General features: G+C 37.4%; 11 protein-coding genes. 1 reads left to right on the forward strand and 10 read right to left on the reverse strand.

What is annotated here, in order from left to right; genetic code table 11:
- Positions 1–72: 72 nt before the first annotated feature.
- From CRJ00_RS16885 to CRJ00_RS16925, 9 genes are all read right to left on the reverse strand, one after another.
- Entirely contained in the window at positions 73–651 is a 579-nt protein-coding gene (locus CRJ00_RS16885) for an RNA polymerase sigma factor (protein WP_099367912.1), read from the reverse strand.
- Positions 652–1,010: 359 nt separating this feature from the next.
- Positions 1,011–2,123 (reverse strand): hypothetical protein, encoded by a 1,113-nt coding sequence (locus CRJ00_RS16890; protein WP_144038192.1) that lies wholly within the window; start codon positions 2,121–2,123, stop codon positions 1,011–1,013.
- Positions 2,120–3,697 carry a TonB-dependent receptor gene (locus CRJ00_RS16895; protein WP_099367914.1) on the reverse strand — a complete coding sequence of 526 codons (1,578 nt, stop codon included), beginning with the start codon at positions 3,695–3,697 and terminating at the stop codon, positions 2,120–2,122. The genes CRJ00_RS16890 and CRJ00_RS16895 overlap by 4 nt, the downstream gene beginning before the upstream one ends.
- A gap of 149 nt (positions 3,698–3,846) precedes the next feature.
- Complete coding sequence (gene msrA / locus CRJ00_RS16900) at positions 3,847–4,467, reverse strand: peptide-methionine (S)-S-oxide reductase MsrA (RefSeq protein WP_099367915.1); 621 nt, start codon at positions 4,465–4,467, stop codon at positions 3,847–3,849.
- A 58-nt stretch (positions 4,468–4,525) separates the two neighbouring features.
- A complete protein-coding gene (locus CRJ00_RS16905) occupies positions 4,526–7,039 on the reverse strand; it encodes a BamA/TamA family outer membrane protein (RefSeq protein WP_257213832.1) in 2,514 nt (837 codons plus the stop codon).
- Positions 7,040–7,103: 64 nt separating this feature from the next.
- Positions 7,104–9,425 (reverse strand): GAF domain-containing protein, encoded by a 2,322-nt coding sequence (locus CRJ00_RS16910; protein WP_099367917.1) that lies wholly within the window; start codon positions 9,423–9,425, stop codon positions 7,104–7,106.
- Between the two features lie 22 nt (positions 9,426–9,447).
- Complete coding sequence (locus CRJ00_RS16915; RefSeq protein ID WP_099367918.1) at positions 9,448–10,527, reverse strand: metallophosphoesterase; 1,080 nt, start codon at positions 10,525–10,527, stop codon at positions 9,448–9,450.
- 3 nt (positions 10,528–10,530) lie between these two features.
- On the reverse strand, positions 10,531–11,397 hold the full coding sequence (locus CRJ00_RS16920; RefSeq protein ID WP_099367919.1) for an SdiA-regulated domain-containing protein: 867 nt from the start codon (positions 11,395–11,397) through the stop codon (positions 10,531–10,533).
- Positions 11,398–11,404: 7 nt separating this feature from the next.
- Positions 11,405–12,571 carry a Pycsar system effector family protein gene (locus tag CRJ00_RS16925; RefSeq protein WP_099367920.1) on the reverse strand — a complete coding sequence of 389 codons (1,167 nt, stop codon included), beginning with the start codon at positions 12,569–12,571 and terminating at the stop codon, positions 11,405–11,407.
- Positions 12,572–12,760: 189 nt separating this feature from the next.
- Here CRJ00_RS16925 and CRJ00_RS16930 point away from each other — a divergent pair, with 189 nt between their 5' ends.
- A complete protein-coding gene (locus tag CRJ00_RS16930; RefSeq protein WP_099367921.1) occupies positions 12,761–15,118 on the forward strand; it encodes a hypothetical protein in 2,358 nt (785 codons plus the stop codon).
- 69 nt (positions 15,119–15,187) lie between these two features.
- On the opposite strand, the gene CRJ00_RS16935 is transcribed toward CRJ00_RS16930, so the two are convergent.
- Positions 15,188–15,610 carry a hypothetical protein gene (locus tag CRJ00_RS16935; protein WP_099367922.1) on the reverse strand — a complete coding sequence of 141 codons (423 nt, stop codon included), beginning with the start codon at positions 15,608–15,610 and terminating at the stop codon, positions 15,188–15,190.
- Positions 15,611–15,670: the final 60 nt, after the last annotated feature.

Consider the following 15,670-nt stretch of genomic DNA (forward strand, 5'->3'; position numbering starts at 1 on the left):
TAGAGGATTTTTAGGTCTCTTTACATTAGGACACACATGGTATAAAGAGAGGGTACAGTAGATGTAAAAAAATTATAAATTAATAAGAATAGCCATAAAAACCAATATCTGAGTATGCTTACGGATAATTTTCAAGGCTCTTTTCATTTGTGTGGAAACCGTTTGAATAGATATATTCAATAAATCAGCAATTTCTTGATTACTCTTACCTTTATAATATCTTAATTCAAAAATAAGTCTCATTTTTTCAGGTAGTTCTTTTAAAGCGTTTTGCAAGGTTTTCTCTTGTTCCTCCTCCAAGCTAATTTCTTCAAGAGTAACCTGTTGGTTAGCCAAATAATCGCCAAGTGAGGCAATATATTTGGCTTCAATTTTACCTCTTCTAAAAATATTCAAACTTTTATTGATGGCTATTCTATATAAATAGGAGGATATGGAATTAATCAATGTGATCGCTTCTTTTTCACGCCATATTGTTACAAAAATTTCCTGTACAATATCTTTGCTTTCTTCTAAATCGTCCAATTTACCATGGACAAAATGAATCAAATTATCAACATAACGATTATAGAATTCATTAAAAGCTTGTAAATCGCCTTCAGCAATAGCATTTTGAAGTTCTTTTTCAGAATAAGTATTATAATTTTTCATGAAAACAGGCGAAATTTACTATTTAAATTACGTAACCAGCAAATAATTACAATTATTTTCTTTTTAATTAATTAAAATCAGATATGATAAAAATGTATAATTTATTTATACAATAAAAATATAGGTGTAATTAACGAATTTTTTATTAAATAAAAGGGTGTATCTTTAATTTGATACACCCTTTCTAATACAGGATTTTAATAATACATATTTAATAATCCACGTTTTTCCTCATGTTTTCCTATGTATTCGTCCTAAAACCACGGTTAAAGCATCCTTAAACCGTGTTTTAGCATGCTTAACATACTAAAAGCATACTTTTAGGTTACTTTCACCTTATTTTCACTCCGAAGCTAACCTTATTTCTTATCCCCTGTATTCAAAAACTTATAGACCATTCCTAACATAAAATATTGTCTAAGATTTACACTTGTCCTAAAACCATTCGAATTCCCACTCGCATAATAATTATTGTAAACACGTTGATTCAATAGATCAAATACGGATAACTTCAACTCCCCCTTTCCAAGAACTGGATAATATACAGAAGCATTTACCAAATGTCTATTTCCTCTTTTATTGTCGATTCCAGTAACGAGGTTACTTAAGGTATAGGAACCCTCTAACCTGAATTTCTTGATATTGTTCACTAAAATACTAGAACCAAAATTATGGGTGATATTATTTACCGACCTGAAGTTTGGAGAGTCATCCTTATATTCTACACCATTTCTCGAATAATTATAATTTGGACTTATGGTCAAATTATCTTTATAGCTGAAAGTGATATTTCCAGAAATATTTCCAAAACTATTTTTTCCCATATTCTCTTCGCCATTGATCCGAGCATAACGATCGCTCATCGAAAAGTACCCATTTATCGATGCCGCCAATCTCCAAGTTTTATTCTGTAGAAAAGTTTGGGATAGACTACCATTCCAAAAAAGACTTCCAATATCACTGGCCTGGATATTTTGTCGGCTGGAAGTCCCGTCAGCTACATTGTAATATTGGTCTGAAATAATACTATTGTCTGATACACCATAGCTTACACTAGCATTGATATACGTTTTGGATTTTGTGAAACTCTTATAATACCTTAATGAAAAATCATTCCTAATCACATTTTCAAAGTAAGGACTGGCATAAACCATTACCGTAGGGGTCATATCATTGTTCAGCACAATTATCTGACTAAAAGAAGGCGGATTTACAGATCGGGAATAACTGGCTGACAACCCCTTATATGCCAGGTTTACATTAGGTAAAAAATAGCCTTTTGCTTCATTTTTACTTGGTAATTTATCAAAATATTCAAATCTATTCGCTAAATTTTGATAGGTCAATGCAAAGGAAATCGGAAAGTCTTTTATCACTTTAATATTCCAGCTGGTTCCTAATACCATACGCGTATTCCGGATATTCTTATTATTGGCCACATCGTCCCTATTTACAAACTCCGTATTATTCACCGATTCAACAGTTCCTCCAGCTGTTCCTCTTCATCCACATTAAACTGCGCAAATACATCAAAATTAAAGCCTTTGTTCAATGGAACCTGTAGGCTGATCCTATTCTTTAGGTTTTGGGTATAAGATACGACATTCGATCGCTCTGTTTGGTCCACAATGCTATCGCCTAATAAATAGTATCTATTCCAGTTATCATTATTTCGGAATATATCTTGATTAATTCTGGAATATTGATGCTCTAAAGAAAGAAGCATTTTATTTTGCAACCGCTTTTCAGCATTTACCCGATAGTTAAAATTAATGTTTTTATTATTGGAAAGATTGGAGGTATTTACGTCCCTTACAGGATCATTCTCATTACGCCAGGTAACCGATTCATTTTGTCCAGTAAAATTATTACTTCCTGTATTCAGTCGAAGATCTAAGGAAACCTGGGCCGTAGTATCCACATGGTACCTGGCGAAAGCCCGCATTTCATGTCTGATCTGATGGGATTCTGAATTGCCTGAACTTCTAGAACGATCTGTAATCTCATCATAAAAACGGTTGTTCAAATCCGTTTGTTCAAAAAGGTGGTCATCTTTTGCGAAATTATAATATAAATTCGTCTTTAACTTTTTGGCAATATCATAATTCACATTTATACCCGAAGAAATCTGGTTCATTAGACCCGCAGATCCATACATCATAAAATTCGAATTCTCCCCCCGACCTAAGCCTCCGTATTGGCTCAATTCTGAATAATCAAAGCCTGATCGGCCAATATTATTGGCAAAGCCAATGAAACTGATCTGCAGGGTATCGCGGAAAGTATTGATCAAAGCGCCCGATTCATAGCGCTCTCTGGTGGCAGCACCTCCATAAAACTTTCCGAAATCCGCTTTAAGGAATTCTTTCTTCATCTTGAGGTTGATGACTATGGGAAGGTTGGTATCATCTAATATTTCTCGTTTAGATTCTCCTTTGTCTTTGATGACCTGGACCACATCAATCAGGGATGCATCCAAATTTTTGGTGGCAATCTTCATATCCTGCACAAAGAAATCCTTATTGTTCACTCGAATTCCCGATACTTCACGGCCTTGGTAAAATATGCTCCCGTCTGCATTCACTTGAATACCTGGTAATATTTGCAAGAGCTCTTCCACTGTGGCATTTGGTCTGGTTTTGAAATAATCGGCTTTATATTCTAAGGTATCCCCATTCAAGCGGATGGGTGGAACTGCCGTGATCAGGATCTCATCGATCATATTCCCGCCCATGATTATACTATCCAACTGCAGTTTTTCTCCAGCTTTTAATTGAAGCGGCTTTTGATAGGTGGGGTTATTGACATAGGAGACATAAAGAATAATCGGTTTTTGAGATGGGATCCTGACGAAATCAAAGTTCCCTTTATCATCTGTCAGGGAATAACTTAATACCAAGGAATCCTTTTCGGAAACAATGGATACGGTCGCCTTTTCTAATGGTTTTTTATTGCCATCAAAGACTCTTCCTTTGATTTCTGCATTGTTTTGGGCATGGACAAGGTTAGCTAGGGCAAATCCTACAAACAGGAGGAAATATCTCATAATACATTAAATAACAGGTTTTTGATTCCCACAAAAATTAATAGCAGTGGATTTTAACCAAAAATAGAACATCTTACGAAATCATCGTAACCATTCATCACATTTAACATATTTTAGCATTATTTCCCGTATTCGGGAGAAAAAAAAACCTATTTCTTGGCGTTTATTTTCTTTGCATATTCAAAAAGGGAAGGATCAATATGGCAATATCCACCTGGGTTTTTATCCAGATAATCTTGGTGATAATTCTCCGCATCGTAAAAATTCTCCAGTTTGGAACATTCGATCTGAATCTTATCCGTATAGTTTTTTGCCAGTGTATTCAATTTTTGTTGGATGATCTTTTCGTCAGCGGGATTGCTGAAATATATCCCCGTACGGTACTGTGTTCCAATATCGTTTCCTTGTTTGTTCAAACTGGTCGGGTCAACCGTTTTGAAATAAAGGTCTATAAGTAAATCCAAACTAACGATGGCTGGATCATAGATCACCTTTACGGTTTCGGTGAACCCCGTTCTGCCGGTGGTTACCTGCTGATAACTCGGCTTCCCTGTTTTTCCATTGGCATAGCCAACCTCAGTAGCTGTAACCCCGCGCACCTGTTTAAAAAAATGTTCGGTACCCCAGAAACAACCGCCTGCAAAATAGATTTCCTTTTTCCCTTTAGGAACAGGTTTCGAAACATAGGTCTCTTTTTCAGACCGATTTTGCGCATTCAGAAAAATAATCCCTCCTATGATAACAAGCACAACAATAACTGTATTTTTCATGATGATGTATTTTTAAATTATTGACTTTTACAAAATTACGAAGAATTTTGTAAAGCTTTTAAAATGACAGACCAAAACGGATGTATGGTAGGACCGCTTCCTTACTGATCCCAACCGTCGCTTGAATGGTCATTAAATCGCCTGGCATAAAATAGATGCCTGTTCCATAACCATGGTGCCAATTATTGGAGCTTTCCTTACTCATAAACACCCGGCCTACATCATAAAACCCAATCAATCCGAAAGTTCCAGGAAGCAGGTAAGAGCTAAAGCTTGCCAATTTCAATCGAGCATCCAAGTTATTATAAAGCGCGGTTTTCCCGGTAAATCGTTGCGAATTATATCCTCTCAAGCTGTTCTCGCCTCCTATTTGCGCATGCTGATAGAAATAGGGATCTCCCCATACCGCCTGCAGGCCTGTCCGATTGGCCAAGGTAAGGTAATCCTGGAACACCGTTTTATAAAAGCTGACATGCTGATCCAATGCCGTAAAATTCCTGCCCTGTCCTGCAAGTTCCGTTTGCCAATCCAATCGGGCATAAAGCTTCATTCCCTTTTTTGGATGCTGATGATGATCTCTCGTATCATAATCAAACCCGATTGCAGCTCCGGTAAATGATTTGTTATGGAAAACCTCTTCTACAGGATGACGCTCGGCGAATCCTTGTAAAAAACGATCCATATTCTTACCTGCCGAAGAAAAATAAAAGGAACTACTCGACCCATAGAAAAGTTTCAAATTCTGAAGTGGATGATAGGACAAAAACACATCGGCATTGATCAAATCGTATTTATTTCGGTAGTATGAAATTTCCTTATCTTCTGATTTATCAAAAACCGTTTGGTTCCCATAACCAAAAAAATTACTCTGATTGAATGGTCCCAAAGCATCCATTTTAAGGGACAAATCCTGCCCTGCCCATAATTCTTTGATATGGCCATGATAAGAAAACATAAAGGATTCCCTTCCTGTGAGATAACTAGCCAATAGTTCATGTTTATACGCATAAGGACTTTTTCGGAACCGATGATTTTCAATCAGATACCCTACCCCAATGATCAATCCTCGATCGACGCCGTAATTTAGGTTGACCAGGACACCTTTACGGTCATATACAAAATTATGATAATCGTAATGATGAACAGAACTATCATTTTTTAATCGATAATGTGCCGCCTTCAAACCGTCGAATTGATTATTGTTCTTTTCCTTAGTATCATAAAAATAGAGGTTGTCTGCATTTGCAAAATCTGGAGCAGCGGAATATTGATCATAATCCTTTCCTCCAACTATCCTCACCTTAATCGGCGATTTGTCATCACCTTGAAAGCGATACTCATCTTCTCCAGCTATTCCATAAATCCTGATTTCTTTGGTATCTTCAGGCTTAAATTTTCTTTTGAAGAGCTTTGCCCCTTCTGTTCCATCCTTTTTTTTGTTGAACACTTCTACCTGCAGGCCATCTTCTTCAAAAGTTACATGGATAAACTCCCTTTTCGCTGATAGAGAAATATCCACCACGTTCGCTAGGGAATGATAATAATCTATTCCAGTTTTCGTGAGTTCATCACGTCTGGATTTGATATTAAATTCCAACTCTTCGGAACTCAATTTTACAATACTATTAGGCATCTCCAACATCGCTTGTCGGATCAAGGAATCAGTAATTAAGAATTGAACACTATCAATCTCCTCTCGCCAATCCTTTTCGTTCAGATCGTTTAGAAAAAAACGATCGAAATGACGCGCATTGAAATTCCAATGGGCCACATTCCTGATATGCGGACTATAAGGTTGAAGGTGTGCTTTTAACCATTGCCGCGATAATAGTACAGGGAAAACTCCAGAGGTTTTGTAGTATACTTTATCCCTATCTCTTGGAACTGGACTGTATATTTTTTTCCCTTTCAGCTTTTCCGGATCCCAGCGCCAATTGTCTTCGTGCCTATCCCAATCTCCCAATACAAAATCCAACAATCTTGCCCGCAGCGTCAGTTTTTGGTCTACACTGACATCATTATCTTCCAATAATTTTTCAATGACCTTTGCTGAATTATCCGTTTTTTCATTTTCAAAAGGCATTCTTGGTTCAAACATATAGGCCCTATTCCTGAAAACGGATCTATATTCCCCTAATCGAGGATCATCCCCCACATAAACCAATTCAGGTACCGCATGAGGTATTCCTAAAGCTTCATGGAATGTCGGCGCCGTGAGAGCTCCAAAAGGATGTGCAATAGCAATTTGATCCTGTACGATATCCTTAGCTATGGTTTTTCGGAGACTTTCTGGTAAACTTCTTTCCGGGTATTTTTGAATAGAACGCAGCACCCATTCTCGACCTGATGAATCAACCAACCTCAAGGATTGCGTCTGCATTCCTCCACCTAATTTCACGATTGATAATCCGCCTTTCTCCGTGGATAGATCCAGAACACGCATCTTGACCGGCGTATTATAAAGTTTTCTATAACTATCGCCCAACCAGAACCGATGAACCAACCCCACTTGGTCATATTCTGCTGCAATAACGGTCTCCATACTATCCTGCTGTTGTGCAATAGCAGACATGCTGCACAAAAGGAATAAATGAACTAGGAGAAAAAATCTCTTGAACAATTTCATAGGTATAATCTTAATCAAGTTTAATTTTTACACGGAGTGCTTTCAAGTCACTAATTCCTTGAAGTTTTTCCAATCGGATTTCTTCGATATCAGATTCAATCAAACCCATTTCAGCTACTTCTTTTAAACAAGACTTTAAATCTCTCACCACCTGATTCCTATTGAATACAATAGCTATATAACCTGGTTTAACCAATCTTTCCTCACTATCCAATATTTTTACTTTATCTATCCTTTTTTTAATGATCTGATAGCGAATATTATAGGAACCTTCCACATCAAACCTTCGTTCATCATCTCTAAAGCTGATATCTATAGGATTCGGATGGATAAAAATCAATTGTGTTGTTTCTAAAGGGATTGGAAGTTCCTGCTTCATGCGGTCGGTAAATTGACCAATCCTGGCAATGTTTGCAATCTGTTCTTTCCTAATCTTTTTCAACATACTGGATTTGAAATCATTTCTAGGAGCTATGGATTGCCCAACATAGAGATCATACTCGATCCCATCTGTACGGAATGTTTCAAAATAAGATGGGATAATGGCTTGTACGCTTTGGTTAAAATTGTCCATCTCCATTTTCAAAAGCTGATTTATTTTCTGAAGTGATCGTTCAAAGGCTCCATTGCTGGAATGCACATCCTCGTAAGAATACTTTAGCTTTTGCCTACAAGCATACAATGGCTGTTCAAAATCCTTTTCTACATCGGAAAGGCTATCCAGAAAAGCAGGAATATCTTCTTGGAAAAAGGCCAGAATATCTAAAAGGTAATTATCCAAATCATATTCGTTGGTCCATTGTTCCACTTCTGCAAATCGATCTAAAAAGCTTTTTTTCAGGAGTGATGGATGCGTTTCCTGAAGACGGGCAATCAGACTTTTGACATAATTAACCCGTAGCTGGATATCATTGTGGTATGATTTGGTCCTCAATAGACTAGAGTCTTTAACGTCTACCGCAGCATAAAAAGGATACACATTCGGAAATACAATTTTTTCCAGCGTCGGGTTTTCAATTTGGTCCATCACATCACCCATATAAGCGGCAGCAACTTGATTAAATTTCCATTCTACAGCTGGCTGTAAGGCCGTATATTGATGAAGGATGACATCATTCAACTCCGATTTGAATGCGGAAAGGATATTATTTGCCAATTGCGTTAATAAACCATAATAATTTCTGATCTGCACCAGCATTTTTCGATTCAACTGAACACCGTTATAGCTATACAATTCCATAATGGCCACCAATCTTCCCTGTTGAAGTAAAGGGAAGCATACATACGAATGCAGACCTGTATTTTTAATACGTTCTAACAGTTTAGAAGATTCAGAATCCAGGTTATCGGCAATTCCGAATGCAAGGACCGTTGGTTTATCCAAATACGCTAGGAGTTCGCCGGTCTGCGCTTCTTCACTGTAAAAAACATCTTGGTGGAATAAGATGGAGTTCTGTGCCAGATCGGGCGATAATATGGGGATATCATTTAGTTTTAAAATTGGATAAAAGGATGATTTTACCCCTTTGAAGGCCATGATATCTCCTAAAATTGTGTTGAGTTTATCCAAACCATTTTTCCCGGTGTAAATGCTGATGTTATTCACCAGGTCTTGGAGCTGTTCAGACGTATAGGATTCCTGGCAATCCGAAAAAGTCAGGATGGTAAATCCTTCAAACAAAAAATTACGGAGGTCAAAACGCTGTATAATAGGCTCAATATCTTTAAACTCTATATTGTCTTTCCCTTTTAAAGAATGGAGATCAAGCTCTGGCAGCTTCCCGATCGGTTTAATCTTTACAAAGGTAAAGTCAAGATCCAATTCAAAATACCGATTGAATGCTAGATCCCTTTTCACATAGCGATCTTTATTTTTTAACGGAGGAACATCATAAAATCGTTCCAAGATAAGTAGCAATAATTGCTTATTGATGAATTCCAGTTCCAGAAAATGATGGCTCACCGGAGGCGATATTCTGGTGAAATCATCAGCGATCAATTCGTAAAAGGCTTCGGTTCCAAAGAATACGCGGTCCGGAATAGGATATCCTAAAGCCCAATTCATGTGGGTCTCTGTAGGCACCCCCTTAGCCAAATGGTAGATGACCTCAAAGACCTCTTGGTATTCCTTCAGGTTTTTATCGTTTAGATCCCCTAAAACGGCCATTTTACTTTGGATCAGTTCTTTGGCAAACTTTGGTAGCAACATGCCGGATGCATGTGCTGATTTATTATTTTCCAGATATTGTAGGAAAGGCCCTAATGACATTTTCTCTTCCAAGTCTCCGTTCTGAAGGAAATTATTATCAATATGGGCATTTTGTAGTAACATAAATTATTGGTTTGGTCGTAGACTAATTTACAGCCTGATGCTTTATCGTTATGTTAAAAGCTTGGAAAAGGGCATCGGAATCATTTACGATATAGAAAGACAACAGCATATCCTTATTATCTAAATAATCGATTACACAGAAGCCTTGATCTTCGTAACTATACTGTAGGTTTTTGGAAGGTTGAATGCTGGAATGCTTTGCTCCCGAACCGCTAACGACCTGCTTAATATTTTCCGTTTCAATATATTGTAATCCATGATCATGCCCGGCCACAAATAGTATATTGGGATGCTCAGCTACGGTGGAAGTTACCTTATCTACCATCTCCCTATATATAGGATGTTTCAGATCCTCTGCTGATTTAAAAGCTGTTGATCTCACCAATGGATATAAAGAACCTACTGCTGGCAAGGGGATGTATAAGGGTTTCCAGAGTCTGGTAAGTGGGAAAAGATGATCTTTCCAATTGTATTTTAGACTATGTTCGCCATAGGATTTCATCGGATGATGGGAAAAAATCAGAATGGTTTTGTCTTGATGTTTTTCCAAAATCGCGTTCAATTCTTGGATAAAACCTTCCTTATCCTGTTTTATATCCTTGCCATGATGTGGGAACAGCCAATATTCGCTATCAAAAGTAATGGCTATTACATCTTTTGCAAGTTGTATGGGTTCAGGCCCTAAAGTACCTGCTTGCGGTACAAACTTCAGATCTTTATCCTGGAATTGCGCGAGGTAATTGGCTTGGGCTTTTACTTTTTCCAAACCAAGTTTACCGGAATGGTCCCAATCATGATTACCTGCCAAAAAATAAACCGGCACGCCGGCCTTACGAAAGTCTTCAAACTGGCTTTTTAGAATATTCTCAGTTTTTTCTTTTTCCTTATCCTCCAATGCCATTCCATCAGGATAGATATTGTCGCCCACAAAAAAAGCAACCGTTTTATCTTTTAATAGGAGGTCTTGTGCTTTTTGGATTAAAAAATGCTGGGCAGGATTAATCTCTCCTGCATCCCCAAAAACAATCATGCGCTTTTCTATTTCCTGGGCTTGTACAAATCCTAGAAAAAGGCTTAAAATAAAAACAAAAAATGGTTTCATCTATTAATTCTTGAATTGAAAGAGCATTGCATTTTCAGCATTGTTTTTTTCACTACTGATATACATTTTCTGTTGTGCATCGAAGGTTATTCCTTCTGGTTGCTGAAACTGATTTTTATCTAAAAATATGGTCTCTATGGGTTTGAATTCAGTATCCAAAATGAGGATATTTTTATCGATCGAGGATAGTAGGAACCACTTTTTTTGTAGATTATTTTTAACTAAGGCTGAAGGTTTTAAATTCTTCACAGGTTTACCATTGGCCGAAGTAACCCCTTCAAGGGAAACGATAATGTTGTTTTTAAGGCTAAGATTTCCATTTTCCAATATAGAAAGACGATAAGCGGTCAGTTGCGGACTTCCCTTATCCTGTTTACATTCTTTACAAACAACCATTAAGCTTTCATCTTGAGGGTCATAGGCCATGGATTCATATTCTCCTTTTTGCAAAAGATCTATATGGATCTTGACTTTATTTTCGGAGTCTTTGAGGTCTACAGGAAAACTATAGATGGTTCCTTTACTTTCTAGAACATAGAAGGATTCTCCGTCGGTTGCTATTTCCTCAAAATCGCCCTTTCCAGCAAACTTATACTGCCCAATAATTTCAGTTTGGCTAAGCGAATAGGCGTATAAGATCCCCTCTTCATCTTGAACGGCATAAATAACATCCAAATTTCCAGGCAGGAAGGTTATTCCTGATATTTCATCAAGTTCTGTAGGCAATGCATACACGCGCTCATAGCCAAGGATATCCTGTTGTTCGTTTTTGTTGTTTTCTTTTTCTAATTTGGATTCTACCTTTCCAGCAGATTGGCTTTGACAGGAAATAAATCCCAAACCTAGGATCAGACTTAAAAATAATTTCATTTTATCCTTATTTAGTAATAAAAATAGCGATGCTAAAGGCAATCACCGATAATATCAAACCGAACATAAAAACACCATAAGCATATCTCAATAGACGATATTTTCTTCCTAGCACTACCCCTTGGGAGTGTACATCCTTAGTCAACATCCCATATAAAAATTCCTTATCATCCATGGCTTTCTTCATGGCCTCCTCATAATCCTTAAAGGATGTTTTATAGAAATTTCCAAAGAATAGTAGGTTTACGGATTTGGTCTTCACATCCTCTGGTTGGTATTTTCCGTTTGGTATTTTTGGAATGGTAGCCAATATGGCCAGTACCATGGTTACCACAGAACAGCTCATTAAAATAACAGTAGGAATGATCAAATGCGGATTATTGTCTAATGCCTTGACCAATACCGCAACGACAATGGAAAGGATAATGGAATTTACGGTCAACAGAATATTTGATTTGTTATCAGCCATATCACTCAATCTTTGGCTATTTGCCGAAGTGATTCGGAACATGGTTTCTATTCCACGCTCGGGCTTTTTCAGGCGCTCCGCTTCCAAGGCAGCTTCTTGCTTTTCCAAGGTCTTTTTCTGTTTCTTCATTAGGCCTTGAAGGTTATCTCTTTTTCCAAGTGCAAGCTTTTCTTGGGCATATTTTGTATGGTAAACATGCTTTTGAAGGAGCTCGATGGTCTGCTCCCTCCAGATGTTCCGATCAATTTTTTCCCCCTTTAACTGTTCTGCTTCTTGGAGCATCAGTTTATTGCGTTCATCAAATGATAATTTCCCTAAATGGAATAGATCAGCATCACAAACGATCTGTTCCAACAGGTTTCTAGGTGCCTGAGGCATTTTTGTGGCTAAAATACATCCTTTTACCTGATCTTGTTTTTCATTGGAAACCCCCAATCCTGCTAGAAATTCCATAGCTATTTCTGCACTTCGCGCCTCATGACCTTCAGAACCACCGGATTCATATCCTATATCATGAAAGTAGGCTGCAGCTAAAACCACAAACCGGTCTTGGTCATTTAACGCATAATGATTTGCTAATTCCTCGACAGCTTCGACCACATCTTGGGTATGCTGAAAGTTATGGAAACAAAATTCACAGGATCCGTTTTTTATCCGTTCCTGTAAATAGGTGTTTATTTGCAGAAGCAATGGGCCATATTCCATTTAAACTTTATTAAAATTTTACAATATTACTGACATTTTATAACAAAAAGTCAAAAAGACTAAAATATGACATCTAAAAGGTAATCGTAGATTTATTATTGGTAAACAAGTCTTTAATTTAATTAATTTACGTAAAATTGAATACAATTTTGCTCGCTAACCGATCATTTACTTATTATGCATACGTCCATGAATTGGAAGAGAACCATTTATTTACTTTTTCAAATTATTCTTCTTCCTTTTTTACATCCGCTCAGTGCCCAGGAAACTCCTAAAGAAATCCTTTATGTGACTACGGATAAGAACATATATACGCCTGGAGAAATCATTTGGTTTTCCTCCTATCTATTAAACACCAAAGAGTTGACAGATACCCTATCGCCCGATCTTTTAGCAGTAGGTCTATTACGTGAAGATAGCATCTCCTTTAGTGTGAAGCGGTATTACCTAATGGCCAATAAGATTTGTCCCGGAAGTCTGACCATTCCCGATTCTTTAGTCCCTGGAGATTATCGTTTGGTTGCCTTCAGCAATGTGACTGATACAGAACATAAGCCGATACATTTTTTCTCCTCCAAGATTATCATCAAATCCCCAACCTTGAATGCCTTCCATAGTACTTTCGAGCAATTGGATACCAAGGACAAGAATACGATTGAAATTCAGGTGAAAGCTTGGAACCTAGAACTGAGGGGCGAAAAAGCAAAAAACAACCGTATTGCCTATAAACTTTCCACAGGCTGGAAAGGCGAAGTACCCTTGGATATTTTTGGTCAGGCAATCATTAGCATACCAAAGGAGGAGTTTCAGCAATCGGATAAAAATCTCATGACGCAGATATTCTATCAGAACAACAAAAAGTACAGCAATTTTAAAATCGCAGAGGAGAACCCAATAATCAAATTATCCATTTCCAATCCAGATAAAACCTTACTTGCCGACAAGGAAAACTTCTTATATTGGCAGACGAGCCAAGAGAATGGTTCTCCGGCAGCGGTTGAAATTGCTATCCTTGAGAATGGTCAAGAGATTTTAACTTCCAAATCAGATGAACAAGGGATGGGATCTTTTAGCTTTGTACCGAAAGAAGACGCCTTATATACGATTAATTCAAAAACAGCTCCTTTTAAACTCGATTATACCCTCAATAAGGCTAAGAAAAACATCTTCCATCTATCCAATAAAAACCATGTACCAAAAGATACCTTACTGATCGACTTGGAAAATACGCAGGCAGGGCCTTTACAGATTCACTTCAGGGCTTTGCAGGAAAGTGCTGCAATGGTTTCCTCCCTCTCTGGTATTGATGAAAAGAGCAAACGAATTGTAGTCCCTTTAAAGGACTTTATAAAAGGAATATATGAATATACGATCACCGATGGGCAAAACAAGACCTTGGATCGATCTTATTTCCTAGCCAATTACCATAAAAAACCTGGAATTGAAATCGCTTTATCGAAAGACACCTTATCCACTAGAGATAGCCTCCGGATTAATCTGAAGACATCCGACTTCCAGGGAAAAGCCATTGAATCCATATTGACTTTATATTGTGTGCTGGAGGATCGAATCATCCCGGAATACAAACAACATATTGACAGCTATTATTATTGGGATTTTTGGTTAGGGCAAGCCTGGAAAACAGACCCTACCCTTGATCGTATTTCTCGGTTAAATCATCAATTGGCCTTTGCAAAACCTTATCAGCCTTCCAAGTTCTTTAGCAATGATCCTGCTTTGAAGAAGGATATTCAGGGTTACGCCAGCACAACAGCGTTGAAGCGAATAGAAGTACCTGTAGACCTGCTGTATAGGGTGGGAAACGGGCTTAAACAGCAGCTGACTGACAGTATGGGTAAATTTTATTTGAACCCGCGGCAAATTGCCATACAGGAACCTAATAAGTTATACTTATTTGCTTCTATCAATCAGAAGAAGAAAAAAGTGGGAAGTTCGGATGTAACGATCAAAATCTCGAATCCCTTAGAGCAACTCTTTACCAATATCCAACAAAATTCCTCGGAATTGACCCGTTATGGGATGATTTCACGAAAGAAAAACACTGCAGAATTCCAGATCAAAGATCCTAATGTGAACAAGATTGAGGAAGTGGTGGTCTATGCAAAACCAAGAGACCTAAGGAGTACATTTGGAAGAAATGAATGTGGCGATTATGTATGTCCATATAATATTTTAAACTGCCAGAATCATCCTTATAGTGGTCGACCTGCTGTTAAAGGTGAAAGTTATCTGGTTAATGGTATCCGCACGGTTTACAAAGGCTGTACAGATAGAGAAAGCACCATCGAACCCATCTACACTGGACGAACTTTTCAAGGGATGTCTAAAGCGGAACTATCGGATTTTAGTTCCAAAAATTACATTTCTACCTTGTTCTGGATGCCTTATATCCTAGTGGATAATGTCAATGATAATCAGATTCAGTTTTATAGCTCGGATCAGACTGGAAAATATAAACTCATCATAGAAGGGGTAACTAATACCGGGGAGTTGATATATGCCGAAAAAGAGATCATCGTAAAATGAAAAAGCCCCTTTCGGGGCTCTCCAACTTAATAAATAAACTTGTTTTACTTGATATAATGGTTTAAAAAATCATTTCTTTTGTTCAAAAAACTGGTTCAGCGATATTATAAAATCTGTATAGAGTTCGCCATCTGTTAAAATTTTCCAATCAATATAAACATCCTTAGAAACGTGTATCGGATCTTGTTTTATCTGAAGGTCAATCTTAGAATCCTTTTCATTCAATGGAGAGACAAATAGATTAATGGTATACCGTTCTTCTTTAGTAAAAATAAATTCCTTCCATTCCTTAAAGAATTGCCACTGTGCCATCCCTTCTTTTCTGTTCAATTTCTGAATGAAGCAATCATTTTCAATTGCATAAAATTTTAATTTAGAAAACACTTCGTCTTTAGAAACTCCTTTGACAATCAACGATTTATCCTGAGCTTTCAAATGAAAGAACGGTAAGACTAAGACCGTAAAAAGAAAAATACGAAGACATGAGGTCATAATTATATTGGTTTTCTATTATGACTTCTGACCGCTAATAAGGTTTAATGGAAAAAAATA

It is taken from the genome of Sphingobacterium sp. 1.A.4 (genome assembly GCF_002734245.1).
Classification (GTDB): Bacteria; Bacteroidota; Bacteroidia; order Sphingobacteriales; family Sphingobacteriaceae; genus Sphingobacterium; species Sphingobacterium tenebrionis.